This is a genomic window from Corynebacterium sp. MSK047 (assembly GCF_030232285.1).
Classification (GTDB): Bacteria; Actinomycetota; Actinomycetes; order Mycobacteriales; family Mycobacteriaceae; genus Corynebacterium; species Corynebacterium jeikeium_D.
This window is the reverse complement of record NZ_JASPJI010000014.1, coordinates 43,657-60,567: the sequence shown is the minus strand read 5'-3', so window position 1 is coordinate 60,567 and position 16,911 is coordinate 43,657. Positions and strand designations below refer to the sequence as shown.

11 protein-coding genes are annotated in these 16,911 nt (G+C 58.9%); 3 read left to right on the top strand and 8 right to left on the bottom strand.

Annotation, left to right across the window (positions count from 1 at the left end; translation table 11 throughout):
• Positions 1 to 409 precede the first annotated feature (409 nt).
• The 6 genes from QP981_RS07105 to glf all read right to left on the bottom strand — a co-directional run bounded on the left by QP981_RS07105 (position 410) and on the right by glf (position 7,651).
• A complete protein-coding gene (locus QP981_RS07105) occupies positions 410 to 1,429 on the bottom strand; it encodes a decaprenyl-phosphate phosphoribosyltransferase (RefSeq protein WP_049193199.1) in 1,020 nt (339 codons plus the stop codon).
• A 29-nt stretch (positions 1,430 to 1,458) separates the two neighbouring features.
• Positions 1,459 to 2,049: a phosphatase PAP2 family protein gene (locus tag QP981_RS07100; RefSeq protein WP_049190962.1), complete on the bottom strand. Its 591-nt coding sequence runs from the start codon at positions 2,047 to 2,049 to the stop codon at positions 1,459 to 1,461.
• Positions 2,033 to 4,093 carry a glycosyltransferase gene (locus QP981_RS07095; protein ID WP_284857708.1) on the bottom strand — a complete coding sequence of 687 codons (2,061 nt, stop codon included), beginning with the start codon at positions 4,091 to 4,093 and terminating at the stop codon, positions 2,033 to 2,035. Before QP981_RS07095 ends, QP981_RS07100 begins: the two co-directional genes overlap by 17 nt.
• A 199-nt stretch (positions 4,094 to 4,292) precedes the next feature.
• The gene (locus QP981_RS07090; protein WP_049171829.1) at positions 4,293 to 5,306 is read right to left on the bottom strand and encodes an alpha/beta hydrolase; all 1,014 of its coding nucleotides are present in this window, start codon (positions 5,304 to 5,306) and stop codon (positions 4,293 to 4,295) included.
• Positions 5,307 to 5,488: 182 nt separating this feature from the next.
• The gene (locus QP981_RS07085) at positions 5,489 to 6,418 is read right to left on the bottom strand and encodes an EamA family transporter (RefSeq protein ID WP_284857707.1); all 930 of its coding nucleotides are present in this window, start codon (positions 6,416 to 6,418) and stop codon (positions 5,489 to 5,491) included.
• A 36-nt stretch (positions 6,419 to 6,454) separates the two neighbouring features.
• Positions 6,455 to 7,651, bottom strand: a complete 1,197-nt coding sequence (gene glf, locus QP981_RS07080) for a UDP-galactopyranose mutase (protein WP_070429935.1) — start codon at positions 7,649 to 7,651, stop codon at positions 6,455 to 6,457.
• Between the two features lie 330 nt (positions 7,652 to 7,981).
• On the opposite strand from glf, the gene QP981_RS07075 reads away from it, so the two are divergent.
• Positions 7,982 to 9,487: an N-acetylmuramoyl-L-alanine amidase gene (locus tag QP981_RS07075; protein WP_284857706.1), complete on the top strand. Its 1,506-nt coding sequence runs from the start codon at positions 7,982 to 7,984 to the stop codon at positions 9,485 to 9,487.
• 87 nt (positions 9,488 to 9,574) lie between these two features.
• Positions 9,575 to 12,007 (top strand): N-acetylmuramoyl-L-alanine amidase, encoded by a 2,433-nt coding sequence (locus QP981_RS07070; protein ID WP_284857705.1) that lies wholly within the window; start codon positions 9,575 to 9,577, stop codon positions 12,005 to 12,007.
• A gap of 76 nt (positions 12,008 to 12,083) precedes the next feature.
• On the opposite strand, the gene QP981_RS07065 is transcribed toward QP981_RS07070, so the two are convergent.
• Entirely contained in the window at positions 12,084 to 12,917 is an 834-nt protein-coding gene (locus QP981_RS07065) for an HAD family hydrolase (protein ID WP_049190951.1), read from the bottom strand.
• A gap of 6 nt (positions 12,918 to 12,923) precedes the next feature.
• Positions 12,924 to 14,573 (bottom strand): 1-acyl-sn-glycerol-3-phosphate acyltransferase, encoded by a 1,650-nt coding sequence (locus QP981_RS07060; RefSeq protein ID WP_070827508.1) that lies wholly within the window; start codon positions 14,571 to 14,573, stop codon positions 12,924 to 12,926.
• Between the two features lie 439 nt (positions 14,574 to 15,012).
• Between QP981_RS07060 and QP981_RS07055 the strand changes: the two genes are divergently transcribed.
• Entirely contained in the window at positions 15,013 to 16,749 is a 1,737-nt protein-coding gene (locus QP981_RS07055) for a glycerol-3-phosphate dehydrogenase/oxidase (protein ID WP_016421655.1), read from the top strand.
• Positions 16,750 to 16,911: the final 162 nt, after the last annotated feature.

Below are 16,911 nucleotides of genomic sequence, written 5' to 3'. Positions count from 1 at the left end.
AGCTTTCGCTTTTCTGCTTCCAGTTGTGACGCGACAACTGGAGACCCCACAAAAGAATCTCGAGTATGTAACGATACTCAATCGTTTCCCTACATCCAAGTTTAAATCGTAATCATTCCGTAATATTTCTCACATTTCTCCCCAAAACTATCCACCACAAGGAGAAACAATGTTTACCAGCATGGAATTACAAAATTGTAATTCTGCCCCCCGGCTGATCCGTAGGACTAACTGAGAAACCTAAAACACGCCTACAAGAACCCCAAACACAACCTAAGTACTAACGAAATACAGAAAAAGCCCATGCACCCCTCGGCGCATGGGCTTTCAGCTACCAATCGAACCCGACCGAACCCGACGAGAAAACCGACGGAAATCGCAGTTCGCTTACAGGGAAAAGAACTGGGAACTACCCCAGAGTCGGGACAGCGTAGACAGCGATGGCAATGGACAGCAGCCACAGGACGGCCAGTGCCTGCAGCGGTCGGTCCTTGAGCGCAATCTCATCCGGGCTTCCCGCATCACCACGGTCAACGTCGGCGGCGAAGCGCAGGATGGCCACAGTGAATGGAACCATCGAGATCTCGTACCAAATAGCCGAAGTCGATGAAGTGCCCGGCGCGCGGCCCATCTCAAAGCCCCACAGCGCGTAGCTCAGCACCACGGCGGTCGCAGCGAGGGTCCACACAAAGCGCAGGTAAGTCGCGGTGTAACCCTGCAACGACTTTCGAATCTTCTTACCCGTGCGCTCTGCCAACAGCAGCTCAGCGTAACGCTTACCGGCTGCCATGAACAGCGAACCAAAGGCGGCAACCAGCAAGAACCACTGGGACAGGTTGATGTTGGCAGCAACACCGCCGGCCATTGCACGCAGCATGAAACCCGAGGACACCAGCGCAATATCAATCACCGGCTGGTGCTTCAGGCCAAAGCAGTAACCGAGCTGCAGTGCAATGTATACAGCCACAACAATTGCTAGCCCCGGCCCCTCAGAGGCAAACCAGGACACCGCAATCGAACCAATAATCAGTGCGACCGCCATAATGTACGCCATGCTCACCGGCAGTACGCCAGCGGCAATTGGGCGGAAGCGCTTGGTTGGGTGCGCCCGGTCAGCTTCAACATCGCGGGCATCATTAATCAGGTAAATCGACGATGCGGCCAAACAGAAGGCCACAAACGCCACCAGGATGTCGACGGTCAGCGTACCGATCGAACGTCCCGAGTCCATGATCTCGTTGCCGGCTGCCAGTGGAGCCGCAATGACCAGGACATTCTTCACCCACTGCTTCGGGCGAAGCGCCTTGATCATGCCGTCCAACAGATTCTTCGGCGGATGCCCCTGCGGGTGCGCAGGCTCATCGATACCGGAAGTGTGCGGCTCGGACCCAATCCTTGATTGAGAAGCTTGCCGCTGGTTGGCCGACACATTGGCCAAGTTGTCGTTCTCCGCCTGTGTCACTGTGCATTCCTTTCCGCAATGGAGGGCTGTCCACCCTGGTTATGCTGCGCCTTTTTCGGCTCGATGACCTTATCACCTATCTTGTCCACCGCAAGAGCAGTGGCTGTACCCAGCGCTGCTCCGAGAGCGACATCGGTTGGGTAATGAACTCCCAGCACCAGGCGGGAGAGCATAATCGCCGGCACGCCCACGGCCGGTGCTGCCGGGTAACCCAACTTTGCAATCCCCACCAGCGCCGCCGTCGTCGACGTCGCGTGCGAGGACGGGAAACTCAGCTTGCTTGGCGTACCAACGCCGATTGCTATACGACGGTCATGGGGACGCGGGCGACGGACAATGCGCTTAAGCACCACCGATGCCGCATGCGAGGTAAAGGCGGCCACACCGACCTTTGCCCAGCTAATGCGTCGCTCCTTATCCACCGCTGCCCCGAGGGCAGCGAGCCCCATCCACCCAAGGGCGTGCTCACCGAAATAGCTCATGGCACGCGCGGTGGGCAGCACACCCGGGACGTCGTTAAGCGTGTGCTGAATATTAACGAGAACGTCGGACTCGCCGAACGGATCGCCTTTAATTTTCGAAGACATTCGCCCAGGCCTTCCTACTGGTCAGATCGTCATAGGCTGCGCGGTAGCGTGCCTGCATTTGCTCGAACCGCTCCTCAACCTGCTTTTGCAGCTCCCAGGATTCTTCCAGCAGAGCCTTGGCCTTGTCGCGGTCACGCTGGCGATACACCACGCCACGGCCATCAGCGGTGGTGACCGTTGCGCCATCCAGACGCGACAGGGAGAACCAACGAGCCTCCAGCGGCGCCAGGTTTGCCTGCGGCACCGCATGGTGCTCGGAGTTTTCCGGGCGCACGCTGTGCAGCAGACCCTTGGCCAGCCAACCGACCTTCTTCAGCTTGCCCAGACGACCACCGACATCCTTTGTCGGAACCCCCGGAATACCGGAGGGCTTTGGCAGATCGCCTGCGCTCGGCAGCACAACCGCGTCGGGGAAGCTCTTGCGCAGGGCATTGATGCGCGGCAGCGAGGACTCGAGAATGTCGAATAAACGCTCGGGACCTGCCAGGAAGTCCTTCATGGCTTCGTTCTGGATGGCAACAGTGGAGTACTCCAGGCACAGAAGGTGCTTGAAAGTGGCCTTGCGCATGGAACGCACGATACCGGCAGCATCGCCCTCGTGCTGAAGAGCCGCGACAATCAAGCGGTTGCGCAGGTGGAAGTACGCCTGCCAATCAATCGCATCGTCTTTGTCCGACCAGGCCATATGCCAAATTGCGACGCCCGGCCACGTGGCCGTCGGAAAGCCTGCCTTACCTGCACGCAAACCGTATTCGGCATCGTCCCACTTAATAAACAGCGGCAGTGGCTGACCGATTGTCTCAGCGGCGACGCGCGGAATCAGGCACATCCACCAGCCGTTGAACTCAACATCGATGCGACGGTGAAGATCCTTCGAATCGACAACCTCACCGGTTGCGTTAGTGCCGTGCTCCCCGCGATCGCGCAGTGGGTGCGCATAAAAGTCGTGGTCATAGTGGACGTGCGGAGCGGAAGTCCACATGAAGTCATGGCGGCCGATGACTTCACCCATCGAGTGCAAGTGGCTGCGCTCCTGCAGGTTCAGCATCTGACCGCCGACCAGCATCGGGGACTTCGCGAACCGGCCGACAGCGACCGCACGCAGAATGGAATCCGGTTCGATGGCGATGTCGTCATCCATGTAGAGAATGAACGGGCTATCGGTCGCACGCTTCGAATCCGAATCCGGACCGCCCAGGGCCTCATACATAATGCGGGAGTACCCGCCAGAACCACCGAGATTTCCCTGCGGGAAAATACGCAGGCGGTCACCAAAGTGCTCGGCGACAGCATCGAAGCCCGGCTCATCTGCCGGGTGCTTGGTGCCCTGGTCAGGCATCAAAACAGCATCGATGATGGCATCGACCTCAGGATCCGAGGACAGCGCCTCAAGAGCAGCAACTGCGTCGGTCGGGCGATTGAACGTCGGGATACCGATAGTGACGCGCCCCTCCGGCGCCGGATGCTCTGTGCCGTCCGGGTACGTCTGGCTCGGCGCCTCGATGTCGGAGTACCAACCTGCGGAGTGGATTACCACGTCCGTCTCACAGGTGAGGTCGAACCAAATCCAGCCGCCGTCTTCAAATTGCGTCAGCGGTACTGGGATTTCGCAGACGTGCACATCCTTGCCGTCCACCTTGGCTTCCGCGCCTTCAGCCGCCGCACCCAGATCACCGACAACTTCGCCGGTCACGGCGATGCGCGCACCGTCAATCTTCGAACGATAAATGTCTACGCGCGCAGTACCGGACAGCTCCAGGCGCAGGACAACATTGTCCAGATTCGTCCACCGGCGCCAGTAGCTGGCCGGAAAAGCATTGAAGTAGGTTTCAAAACTAACTTCATCACCCGCCGGAACAGTGGCTGACGTGCGCGAATGCGCTTGCACACGACCGGCATTAGTCTCCGGCTCAACCAAGTAGAGCGAGCGGACATCACGGGGCTCACCCAACTTTGGCAGCAGAATCCGCTGCAGGCGTTCAACGGCAAGGCTTGACGACGTTGTCGGGGTATGTGTCCGCTTTTGTTCAGGCTGTGATGCCATGAGACGTATCAACCACTTTCCGAAAGGTCTACCGGGGGTGTTGCCGCCGATAAGTTACCGACGTTTCTATCTCATAGCATCCTAGTGCCCGTGGCGGATTGCCTCTTGTTGCCACGCTAGCGACGGCCCAGAATGTGAAAGCCCCTACGCGCTGCGGACTATCTGCTGCGCATAGGGGCTTTTCGTTCAGGTTCTAGTTTTAAGCTCCGAGGAAACCTTCGATGCGGGCCTTGGAGTTCTGGAGGTTGCGATCCCAGGTCGGCCAATCGTGGATACCGGTCTGCTCGTATTCAAACGTCGCATCCAGACCGGAGGTACGAGCACGCAACTCAAACTCGCGGGTGGACAAGCGGGACAGCGACTCCAGCGCAACGCCGCCGGCCTTCGGGACGACCCGGTAGAGGTTCTTCGGGTCGCGAACCTCATCCGGAACACCATTTGCCGAGGTAATTACCAGATCCAGCCCCTTCATCTTCTCGACGTTCAGGTACGGATCATTGCGGACACGCTCCGCTGACATAGGCGCACCCCACATGTCGAAGGAGCTGTAGCCAGCCGACAGCTGAGCAGCCTCAATTGCAGTGGTCATACCCGGCGCAGTGGTGTGCAGGTAACCGGAGAAGGCAAGAGCCTGACCGAACTGGTCTCGGTGGTTGTATGCCAGCGACAGTGCAGCAGATGCACCCATGGACAGACCTGCAATGGAGTTACCGGTGCGAGAAATGCCGAACTCACGCTCAAGGTAAACCGGCAGTTCCTGGGTCAGGAAAGTCTCCCACATGTTTACAAACGGGCCGTGCACACTAACCGATGGACGCTTCCAGTCGGTGTAGAAGCTACCGCCGCCACCACCCGGAATAACCAGGTTGACGTTGGATCCCTCAAAAGTACGTGGGGCGTTACCGTGCTCCACCCAGTCAGAGGCATCAGCCGGGCTACGCAGGCCATCTAGCAGGTAGAGAGCCTTGTTACCGCCATTGGCAGAGGCCACAATCTGAACCGGAATATTACGATCCATGGCCGGCGAATAAACCTGGCACTTCTGGGTGAAGTACTGGTACGAATCCCATTCACAACCCGGACGCAGCGAGCCTCGGTCACCTGCCGCGCTCGCTGCCGGCGCCATGGTCAATGCAGACGCAGCCACAGCTACTGCGGACGCAACGGCTGCAACCTTTCGGCGCCAACCACGGAAAGTAGAGGTGATTTTCACGTGTGCATTCTCCTCACAATGTGCGATTCCCCACGGCCGGTGGGAGCTATCAGGCGTGTTTCCTCTTCAGGGAATTACCTTAAGAAACAGTAAGTCTTCGACAAACTTACCCACATTCACTGTCGTTTTCCAGCAGAACACGTCGAGACCCCACTTTTCGGCGGGTTCTGGTATCCGCATTTTTACTGCGCAAGCCCCTGCAGCTCGCGCGACTCCCGCGCCCCACGCCAGGTAATAATCGCGCCAGCCACCGCGATCAGCACGATGCCCAGCGCCATGGACCAAGTCACTCGGTCACCGGAAAACGCCCAGCCCAGGATTGCGCCGATGACCGGGTCCAGTGCAAAGAGCGTGCCGACGACCGCCGCCGAGACAATCCCCGCAGCGATGGTGTCCATCACGTAGGGAATAACAGCGCCAATAAACCCGGAAATAACGATGGTGGCCCACATCGAACCGTCGACAAGCGGTGCTGCGGAAACAGAAAACGGCGCGAGCACGATTGCTGCGACGACCACTGACAGCGCCAAATCTGGCATGCCACTGCCTTCGGTGCTGCCCATTCGGGCGGAGAAGAGCGTGTAAGCGCCGAAGAAGATTGCGCCGATTGCGGCGTAACCAATGCCGATAATGTCAAGGTCATTGGAGGGCTGGGCGATCAGGGCAACGCCGATGAAAGCGACGATGGCCCACAGGCGGGAGCGCCACATTTTCAGCCCCAGGAAAGACACGACGCAGGGGCCGAGGAAGTCGATGGTGACGGCGACACCTTGCGGGAGGCGGGCGATAGCTGCGTAAATCATCATGCTCATCATGCCCATGGCGATGCCGTAGACCACGATGTTAATGGCGCGGGCGCGGGTCATCCCGGACAGCTTTGGTCGGAACAGAACCACCATGATGATGGCGGCGGCGGTCATGCGCAGGCCCGATATGCCCGGCGCGCCGACCGTGGAAAGCATGCCAGTGACCAGCACGGCCGCGGCCTGGGTGCCGAGAGAACCGATGAGAACCAGAATTACGGGAGCCACTGGCAGGGTGAGAAACTTGTTCACACGCTGTAGCAATGGCCCCTGCTGGGGAACTTCGGTTTGGTTTTCTTCGCGCGACACTCGCGCAATACTAGCGCGGGAGCCGCAAGCGGCAAACTAGTGCCCGCGCTCCTGCTCGATTGCTTCGCCGTCGTTGAAGAACGGCGCAATCTTGTTGTCGAACATCGACAGTGCGGAACCGATTGCCATGTGCATGTCCAGGTACTGGTAGGTACCCAGGCGACCACCGAAGAGGACCTTGTTCTCCTGCGCTTCTGCTGCGGCGAGCTTGCGGTAAGCCTCCAGCATCTCGCGATCTTCCGGGGTGTTGATCGGGTAGTAGACCTCGTCGCCATCATCGGCGAAGCGGGAGTATTCCTTAACAATTACCGTCTTGTCCTTGACGTAATCGCGCTCCGGGTGGAAGTGGCGGAACTCGTGGATACGGGTGTACGGCACATCTGCGTCGTTGTAGTTCATCACTGGGGTGCCCTGGAAGTCGCCGGTGTTGACAACCTCCATCTCGAAGTCCAGCGTGCGCCATCCGAGCTTGCCCTCTGCGTAATCGAAGTAGCGGTCCAGCGGGCCGGTGTAGACGACCGGAGCATCCGGGGAGACAGCGCGCAGCTCGTCACGCACCTCGAACCAGTCGGCATCGACAACGACGTCAATCTTGTCGGAGGTCACCATGTTTTCCAGCCAGGCGGTGTAGCCGTCGACAGGCAGACCTTCGTAGGTGTCGTTGAAGTAGCGGTTATTGAAGGTGTAGCGAACGGGCAGACGGGTGATGTTTCCGGCCGGCAGGTTCTTCGGGTCGGTCTGCCACTGCTTGGCGGTGTAGTGCTTGACAAAGGCCTCGTACAGCGGGCGGCCAATCAGGGAGATGGCCTTTTCCTCAAGGTTCTTCGCATCCCGCGGATCCAGACCATCAGTCTGGTCCTTAATCAGCTGGCGAGCCTCGTCCGGGCTGTAGTACTTGCCGAAGAACTGGTTGATTAGCCCCAGCCCCATCGGGAACTGGTACGCGGTGCCCTTGTACATAGCGAACACGCGGTGCTGGTAGTCGGTGAAGTCAGTGAACTGGTTGACGTAGTCCCACACCCTCTTATTAGAGGTATGGAACAGGTGCGCACCGTACTTGTGCACCTCGATGCCAGTCTCCGGCTCTGCCTCCGAGTAGGCGTTGCCGCCGATGTGGTTGCGGCGCTCGACAACGAGCACGCGCTTGCCCAGCTCATTGGCGGTCCGCTCAGCAACGGTCAAACCGAAGAAACCCGAGCCGACCACGATGAGGTCGTAGGTGTTGTCCTTGATGTCCTGTAGGGACTTCGGAGCAAATTCATTGGCAGTGATGTTCTTTTCGCTACTCACGCCTTAAAACCTATTGCATTTCCATCCGGTTTGCGGGTGTACACGCGGGCTTTACGACGTCCACGTGAGCCCAACCCAACGTTCGTTTGGTCACATTATTTGATAATTTTCCCAAAATTAACGGGGAAACACAGATGTCTCACTAGATTTTTTTAGTCACACTGGTAACATCCTCCTCAGAATTTTCTGTTGCTTTGCAACTTTCCTTCCCTTCGACCCCGGGGTAGGCCTCGGGTCGATAACCCTGTACCCCATTTTTTTGGAGCTTTTACCGTGCCAACTCGCCGTCGCATCAATGCCCCGTCGATGGGCCGTCGCACCTTCCTCTATGGACTGGCAGCTACTACTGCCGCAGCTCCACTAGCAACATGGGGCATTCGCCAGGCCCCTACCCTGGTTGAAAGCCCAGGCGTAGGCCCCATCGCAGCCAAGATCTCGACATCGCCGCTGGTTGACGCTGTCACGATGATGATTGACGACGCAGCCGTCGGCACGCATGCCATTACCGATGCCCTGCACCCGCTTCGCGGATTCGTGAAGGACATCACCCGCGACGAACCGTTCTCCCAGTTCGCCCTGACCTGGCCGGGCGATGACAACCTGCAGCTCTACGTTCGCGCCGAGCGTGAAGACGGCAGCTTTGGCCCGTGGTTCCACGCTGATTCTCACGGCCCGATGAATAACTCCGGACAGTCCGGCACCGAGCTGCTGTTCGTTGAGCCCACCAGGCGCGTGCAGGTGTCGACTGTCGGACTGAACCTCCTCGAGGGCCTAGATCCACGCAACATCATTGGTATCGACAATCTTGACCTCGCAACCATCGGCGGTTCCCTGCAGCACCTCGTCAGTGCTACGGCCGCGTTGTCCCTCAACGCCGTCCAGGCAGTTTTCATCGACGGCGTAGAGCAGGTCGGCGAGGTTATTCAGCCAGTTGCGTACGAGTCGTCGATTGCCGGTGCGCCAAATGTAATCAGCCGTGCAGCATGGGGCGCAGATGAGTCCATCCGCAGCGGTTCGAGCTCCTACAGCACTTTCAAGGGCACGTGCATCCACCACACCGCGGGTTCCAATAACTACTCAGAGTCGCAGGGACCAGCCATTGTCCGAGGCATTTACGCCTACCACGCAAAGACGCTGGGCTGGGGCGATGTTGGCTACAACGCGTTGGTCGATAAGTACGGCAACATCTACGAGGGGCGCTACGGCGGCCTGGACAAGAACATCGAAGGCGCGCACGCAGGTGGCTTCAACAACGGCACCTTCGGTATTTCGGTGATGGGCAATCACGACCAGCTGGAGATTCCGGATGCGGCCGTCACTGCACTCGGCGAGATGGTCGGCTGGCGCATGAAGGTCGGTGGCGTCGATCCGATGTCCACCGCCGCACTGACCAGCGCCGGCTACTCGAAGGCACGCTACAGCTCCGGCCAGACCGTGAACCTCCCGGCCATCTTCGGCCACCGCGACACCGGCTACACCTCATGCCCTGGCACCTTCGGCTACCAGCAGATGGATGCCATCCGCGCTGCAGCCAAAGCCAAGTTTGATGGCGCCGGCGGAGCGGGTATCGCCGGCCGCTCGACGGATCCGAACAACCAGGACGGAGAGGCCGCCAGCATTCCGTCGATTCCGGGCACCGGCGAGTCGAGCGACAATGGCGGTTCCCTCGGAAACGTGGAAACGCCCACGCCAGGCGAGGTTGTTGGTGAGTTTCTAACTGAATCCCTGCCAACCAACCCTGCCGAAGCTACGCAGGCCTGGTTCGCACCTCAGAACTAAGCCCCCCCCGCTTATCTAATCCAGGCATAACCACATCACATTTGTGGTGTAACACCAGATCTTCGTAATCACCCAGGAGTTATTACCGTGTTTAGTCGCCGCCGCATCAATCGCCGCGCAGGTGCCAAGCAATCCTTGGTACTCGCTGCCGTGGCGACCCTTGCCCTGACACCCGTTGCCGTTGTCGGCGCAGGTGCCGCTTATGACCTCATCGAGGAAAACGGCGCCGGCCCCATCGACCCGGTTGTCCAGAGCAAGTCGCTTGCAGACAGCGTCTCCGTTCTCGTCGAAGATGCAGCAATCGCAACGCAGTCGCTTGCTGACGAGGCTCATCCCAACCGCGGTGTCGTCAAGGAAATTACCTCCGATACTGAGTTTTCCCAGTTTGCGCTGACGTGGGCCGGCGACCCTGATATCGCCAGCTTCGTCCGCGCCGAGCGCGCCGACGGCTCCTGGTCCGACTGGTTCAGCGTTGACCCGGACTACCCCGCTGAAGGCAATGGCAACGGCCTGAACGGAACGGAGCTCATCTACATCGAGCCAACCAAGCGTGTTCAGGTTTCCACCCACGGACTCAACATCTTCGGCCCGGGTTCCGGCGTGGATCTGAAGGACATCAAGGGCGCTGAGAAGCTGGATTTGTCCAAGCTCAACCTCGACGAGATTAATGCCGAGGGCGCCAAGAAGGCCGTGGAGGATGCAAAGGATTCCGCTACGGATGCGGCCAAGGATGTCGCCGAAGCCGCTTCCGACTACCAGCAGACTCCGGATGCAGCTCCTGGGGACGCACTCGATGACCCGACTGCTCCGAACGCTAACGACGCTGCAAATCTGGACTCGCCGAATCTCCCGGTGAAGTGGACGGACATCGAACCGGTCGCCGATGAACTGCCGATCGACCAGGTCGACGCAGTGCTAATCGACGGCCAGGCTGCTGCATCCGGCATCGACCCAATTGTGGATGCCAAGAATGTCACGGGCATGCCGAAGGTCATTACCCGTGCCGGCTGGGGCGCCAACGAAAACAACCGCTGTAAGGGCGCGGACTACGACAGCAAGCTTGTCGGTGCCACCGTGCACCACACCGCTGGTTCAAACAACTACACCGAGAGCCAGTCCGCTGGTATCGTCCGCGGCATTTACCAGTACCACGCACAGACTCTGGGCTGGTGCGACATCGGATACAACGCCCTTGTCGACAAGTACGGCAACATCTACGAGGGCCGCTACGGTGGGCTGGATAAGAATGTCCAGGGCGCACACGCAGGTGGCTTCAACACCGGTACTTTCGGCATCTCCATGATGGGTAATTACTCTTCGGTTGCTCCCAGTGAGGCTGCACTGAACTCGGTGGGCAATATGATTGGTTGGCGCCTGAAGGTCGCCGGCATTAAGCCGACCGGCCAGATTCAGATGACTTCGGGTGGCACCAGCTACGCCAAGTATGGATACGGTCAGCAGGTCACTCTGCCGACAATCTTCGCGCACCGCGACGTTGGTAACACCACCTGCCCAGGTGATGCTGGCTACGCCCAGATGAGCAAGATCCGCTCGATTGCCGAGAAGAAGTACAACTCTCTCACCAGCGGAAAGATTGATAATGAGGGCCCTGACGGCTTGATTGATCTCCTCGTTCCGCAGGATGAAAAGGACGATAAGACCGCCGAGGACACAGACTCGCAGTCGAGCGAATCGACCGAGTCGAGCACGTCGACCTCTACTACCTCGACCACTTCGACCACCTCGGCATCCACGGGTACGTCCACGACCTCGTCCTCCGAGAAGTCCTCGAGCGCATCGAGCACCACTTCGTCGACAACGTCGAGCTCCGACTCGACCACCTCGGGCACTTCGGATACCTCGGAGCCAACCGACGCCACGAACACCAGTGACACTGCTACGGCTGACTCCTCCGCACCGTCGGCAAGCGAGCAGAGCAACTCCTCCTCGCCGAGCGCATCCGACGAGCAGCAAAAGGCACAAGCTCTGGAGACAGTCTCGGGTGCACGTTCGATGCTGGCCTCGGCGCTGGGCATGCTCGGCGCACCGGGTCTGGGGCAGACCGCCGATGCCATTCTGGGTGCGGTTGGACGCTCGATTGAAAACGGACCGTCGATTGCTGATCTGCCGGTTCTGATTGACCAGATCATCACTATCAATGAGCAGAACGACCTGGCTGCCGAATGGCGCCAAGTCTCCGAGGAAATGGGCTCGGTTCTCGGCTACGCGATGTCCGGTATCCAGAGCGGTTCTACCGTGGCGAACAATGCGGGCCAGGCCGATGCCCTGCGCTACGTGAAGTTCTCCAACGGCGTAATCACCGACTCCGACACCACCGGCGCTCACGCTATCTGGGGCAAGATTGCTGATGAGTGGGCCCGCCAAGGCTTCGAGGTCGGCAAGCTGGGCGCTCCGACGAAGACCCAGGTGGTCGATGGAAACATCGAGCGCGCTGAGTTCCAGAACGGTTCAATCACCTTCGACCACACCACCGGCGAAGTCAAGACCGAGCTGAAGTAAACGCTGCAGTAAACCCGAAGCAGACGCTGTCGAGCACTGGTCAGCCAGCTGGCGCGGGGAAAAACCTCGAGGCTAGCTAGAACCAGCGCTCCAGCACACGAGCAACACCGTCATCATCATTGGTGGCGGTGATTTCGTCTGCAATCTCCTTGACGTTGTCAGCCGCATTGCCCATGGCCACACCCGTGCCCGCCCACGACAGCATCTCGATATCGTTCGGCATGTCACCGAAGCAGACCACATCTTTCGCGGTCGCTCCGACCAGTTCAGATACGTATTCAAGCCCGGCGCGCTTAGTCACGCCCGGCGCGGACACCTCCAAAAGCCCGTCCGGCATGGAGTAGGTCACGTGCGCCAGGCTCGCGTCAATTGCGGGGGCGACCAGTTCATATAGCTGGGCACTGTTCACATCTGAGTTTCGCAGTAAGAGTTTCGTCGCGGGTTCCGACAACACAGCCTCTTCAGCAAGCTCACCGTGCTCATCCGATTCCCAGGCATGGTCATAAGACGGCGCCACCACAAAAAGCTCATCGATGGCATCATTCGCCGACGTCCCGGCGCGCTCTGCCGCAATGCCGATTCCACCGATGGATCGCGCCGCTTCGCGCGCATGCTTGACGACGTATCGCAGCGTCTCCGGCTTCAGTGTGTTGGCGGCAACCACTTCATCACGGCCGGAGTCGTAAATTACGGCGCCATTGGCACACACGCACAACGGCTGAACCGGCAGCTGCTCGAGCACTGGTTGCAACCACCGAGCCGGCCTTCCCGTGGCCAGCACCAACGGGGTTCCGCGGCGTAGCATTCGCGTGACGGCCTGTCGCAGGCGGGGAGTTACCCGCTCCCGCGAGTCGATGAACGTCCCGTCAATATCCGAAGCTACGAGTAGTGGGTGTAGTCTCTCGGTCACTTCGAACTACTTGCCGTCCTCACTGTTGTCATCTTCACCGTCATCGCAGAACCGGTCGTGCAACAACTGCAGCGTTGCGGCTACTCCCCCATGCTCGACAGTGTCGATTACCCAATCCGCGTTCTTCAGCAGGGACCAGTCCGCATCGGCCGTAACTACCGGCATGCCGACACGCTGTGTGGCTTCCTCAAAGTTCGAGCGACCGGCAAAAAGAATCGCGGTTTCTTCCTTGCGAGCCTGCTTGCGCAGCGTGCTAACCACCGCATTTGTGACGTCCAGTTTGCTGGCGCCCTCCGGGAGTTCCACGACCTGCAGGTCAACCGACTCCAAAGCCGATAGATTCGGCTTATCTCCCGGTTCGTGCAGAACAACGATTGTGGCTCCGGCATCGCCGAGCTGCTGCAAGGCCTTCATGTTTTCTTCGCTGGTATTGCCCGCGTCGTCAGCAAGCGATGCGGGGTAATCGAAGATGAACGTCTCCGGCTGAGCGGTGATGAGCCTGTTCAAGCGCTGTGGAAGCTTGTCGCGGATCATCATCGACTGGCCGATAAGACGGTAAACGGTCTGCTGCGTCTGTTCGACACCGGAGGCGGAGGCCTTCTCTAGTTGCACGTACGCTTCGCGGAAGGTCACGCGCATCGAATCCGTGGCAGTACGCACGGACTCCTTGCTCTCCTTAGCACCGGCGACAACATCATCAGCCATCTGTTCCACAGACTGACGGAACTGCGCCAACAAGGCGGTCGTCTGTTCCCTTCGGCGAGCAGACTCCGCGCTCATCGTTTGCGAGGCATCGAGGAACTGCTGCCTGGTCTGATCGCCGAACTCACGCGCACTATCGCCGAATTCACGTGCCGACTCGGCTAGCTTTTCCTTGAATGCGGCCAGATCACCGCGCAAATGACGGATACGCTGACGCTCTTCTTCGACTTTCAGGTCCTCTGCCTGGGCCTCTTCGAAAGTCGGTGCGCCGCCGCCAAGGCGAGCCGGTACCCAGTAGGCGCCCTTCGGCAGGGGACCTTCTTCAGCTGCGTACTCGTCCCAGAGCTGACGGACACCCTGATCCATGATTTCGTGTAGCTTTTCGGTGGCCTCTGCCGGATCGCCCTCCGGGGTCCACGGCGGCAAAACCGTAATATGAATCGGAGTATTGCTGCGACCGAGATGCTTGGGGTGCCCCTTCGTCCACACGCGCTGGGATCCCACAATCAGCACTGGGATGATGGGCTTGCCGGTGCGCTGCGCCATACGCACCGCACCGGACTTCAGATTCTTGACTTCAAAGCTGCGAGAGATAGTCGACTCCGGGAAGATGCCTACCAACTCGTCGTTTTCCAGCTTTGCGCAGGCCTCTTCGAAAGACTTGGAGCCGTCGGTGCGATCGACCGGAATGTGTTTACAAGCACGCATGATTGGTCCTGCGATCGAATGGTCGAAGACTTCCTTCTTCGCCATAAAACGGACAAAACGGCGGTGCTTGCGGAATGGAAGACCGACATAGGTGAAGTCCATGTATCCGGTGTGGTTAGTAACGAGAACGGCGCCAGAGTCTTTCGGCACGTTTTCCCAGCCCTTAACGGTGAACTTCAAACCTTGGGCAAAGAAAACGGTGCGCGCCAATCCGATAATCGTTAAGTACACAGGATCCTTGAACATGGCCTTTACTCTACAATCTTTCGCACCCCTTAGCGGGGCGATATGTACTGGTATCTGAGACCCATGAATAAATGTCGTTACAGGCCCATGTCTTTGTGTAAAACCAGGTACATCCCCACACATCCCCCTTGCGCGTACTGCGCACCTGTCATACAGTCCCGGTACACCCCATAGTCGCTTTTACCACCCCCGTTATGGGGTGGGCTCCGCTGGCGGGCATTCATTCTAAAAGCAGTAAACCTCTATTAACATACCTATCTACCTGCGGAAAACCAGACAACATTTTGGGGCGGGTTTTCTTGGCTTTTTGACCCATTGTTTATATCTACGTAACCGTAAGTTACCGCTTACAAGTAAGCCGAGTTTTGGTAACCTGAGCCGTGAGCCGAGAAATTCTCTTCGACGAAAAATCAACGCCCCCACCGGGAAGGATTGGAAAATGTCGTCCTCTTCATCTCTCGCCCCATCTGCAGTTCTAAATAAGGAACAGCATGAAAAGACCTGGGAGAAATTCGGTACCGAGCAATACGACGTCGTCATTATCGGCGGCGGTTCTGTAGGCGCTGGCGCTGCGCTCGATGCCGCAACCCGTGGTTTGAAGACTGCGGTCATTGAAACTCGTGACTTCGCAGGCGGTACCTCCAGCCGCTCCTCCAAGATGTTCCACGGCGGTCTGCGCTACCTGCAGATGTTGGACTTCCGCCTGGTAGCTGAATCCCTGCGCGAGCGCGAACTGTCCATGTCGCACCTGGCACCGCACCTGGTTAAGCCACTGCGCTTCGTCTTCCCGCTGACCCACCGCGTGTGGGAGCGCCCGTTCATGGCATCGGGCTTCTTCCTTTACGACGTCATGGGTGGCGCCAAGCAGGTTCCGATGCAGAAGCACTACTCCCGCAAGGGGACCCTGAAGCAGGCTCCGGGACTGAAGGAAGATGCCGTGGTCGGCGGCGTTCGCTACTACGACACTCTGGTTGACGATGCCCGTCACACCATGACTGTCCTGCGCACCGCTGCTCACTTCGGCGCTGACGTCCGCACCTCCACTCAGGTTGTCGACTTCGTGAAGGAAGGCGAGCGCATCGTCGGCGCGAAGCTCCTTGACACCGACACCGGCGCCACCACCACCATCCGCGGCAGCGTTTTCGTCAATGCCACCGGTATTTGGTCCGATGAGATTGAGAAGCTGGCTGGCGTCACGGGCAAGTTCCGCGTCCACACCTCCAAGGGTGTCCACATTGTTATTCCGAAGTCCGCTCTTGAGGGCTCGGTGGCAATGACCTTCGTGACCGAGAAGTCCGTCCTGTTCGTGATTCCGTGGGGTGAGTACTGGATTATCGGTACCACCGACACCGACTGGACCATGAACCTGGCCAACCCGGCAGCTACCCGCGCTGACATCGACTACATCCTCGATCACGTCAACGCCAAGGTTCGCCGTCCAATTACTTACGACGACATCGTCGGTGTCTACTCGGGTCTGCGTCCACTGGTGGAAGGCGACTCCGACTCCACCACCAACCTCTCCCGCAACCACGCTGTTGCCCACGTTGCCCCGGGCATGGTTTCCGTCGCAGGCGGTAAGTACACCACCTACCGCGTCATCGGTGCTGACACCATCGACGCTGCAGTCCAGGACGTCCCACGCAAGGTACCGGAGTCCGTCACTGCAGATGTCCCGCTGCTCGGCGCTGACGGATACCACGCACTGAACAACCAGAAGCCAGCACTGGCCAAGCAGTTCGGTATCACCGAGAAGCAGGTCGAGCACCTGCTCAACCGTTACGGCTCCCTCATCTACGAGGTTCTGGCTCCGACAGCCGAGGACAAGTCCCTTCTCGAGCCACTGGAGGCTGCTGAGCAGTACATGCGCGCTGAGGTTCTCTACGCAGTGACTCACGAAGGCGCAATGCACCTCGACGACATCCTGGAGCGCCGCCTGCGTGTCTCCATGGAGTACGCACACCGCGGTGTCGACAGCGCCCGGGCCACCGCTGAACTGGTTGCCCCAGCTCTGGGTTGGGACAAGGACACGATGGAGAAGGAGATCAAGGTCTTCATCGAGCGTGTCGAAGCAACCCTGGCAGCTGAACGTGAGCTGACTGACAAGGCCGCTAACGAGATTGCTGCTCATGCAGTGGAAACTCGCGCGGATGTCGACGTCAGCCTCGACCGCTAGTTCGCCCCTCCCCTCCGCCGGTGGCCGTACGAGTTAGTGCTCAAATGGCCACCAACGCTGTAGCCACAACGAAATAGGTTTCCCTCTTGGGAAAACGGCTTCGCACTTCAAGGGACTGATGGGGTCGAAATAAAAGTGCCGGCGAAAAATCCGTTCTCGCCG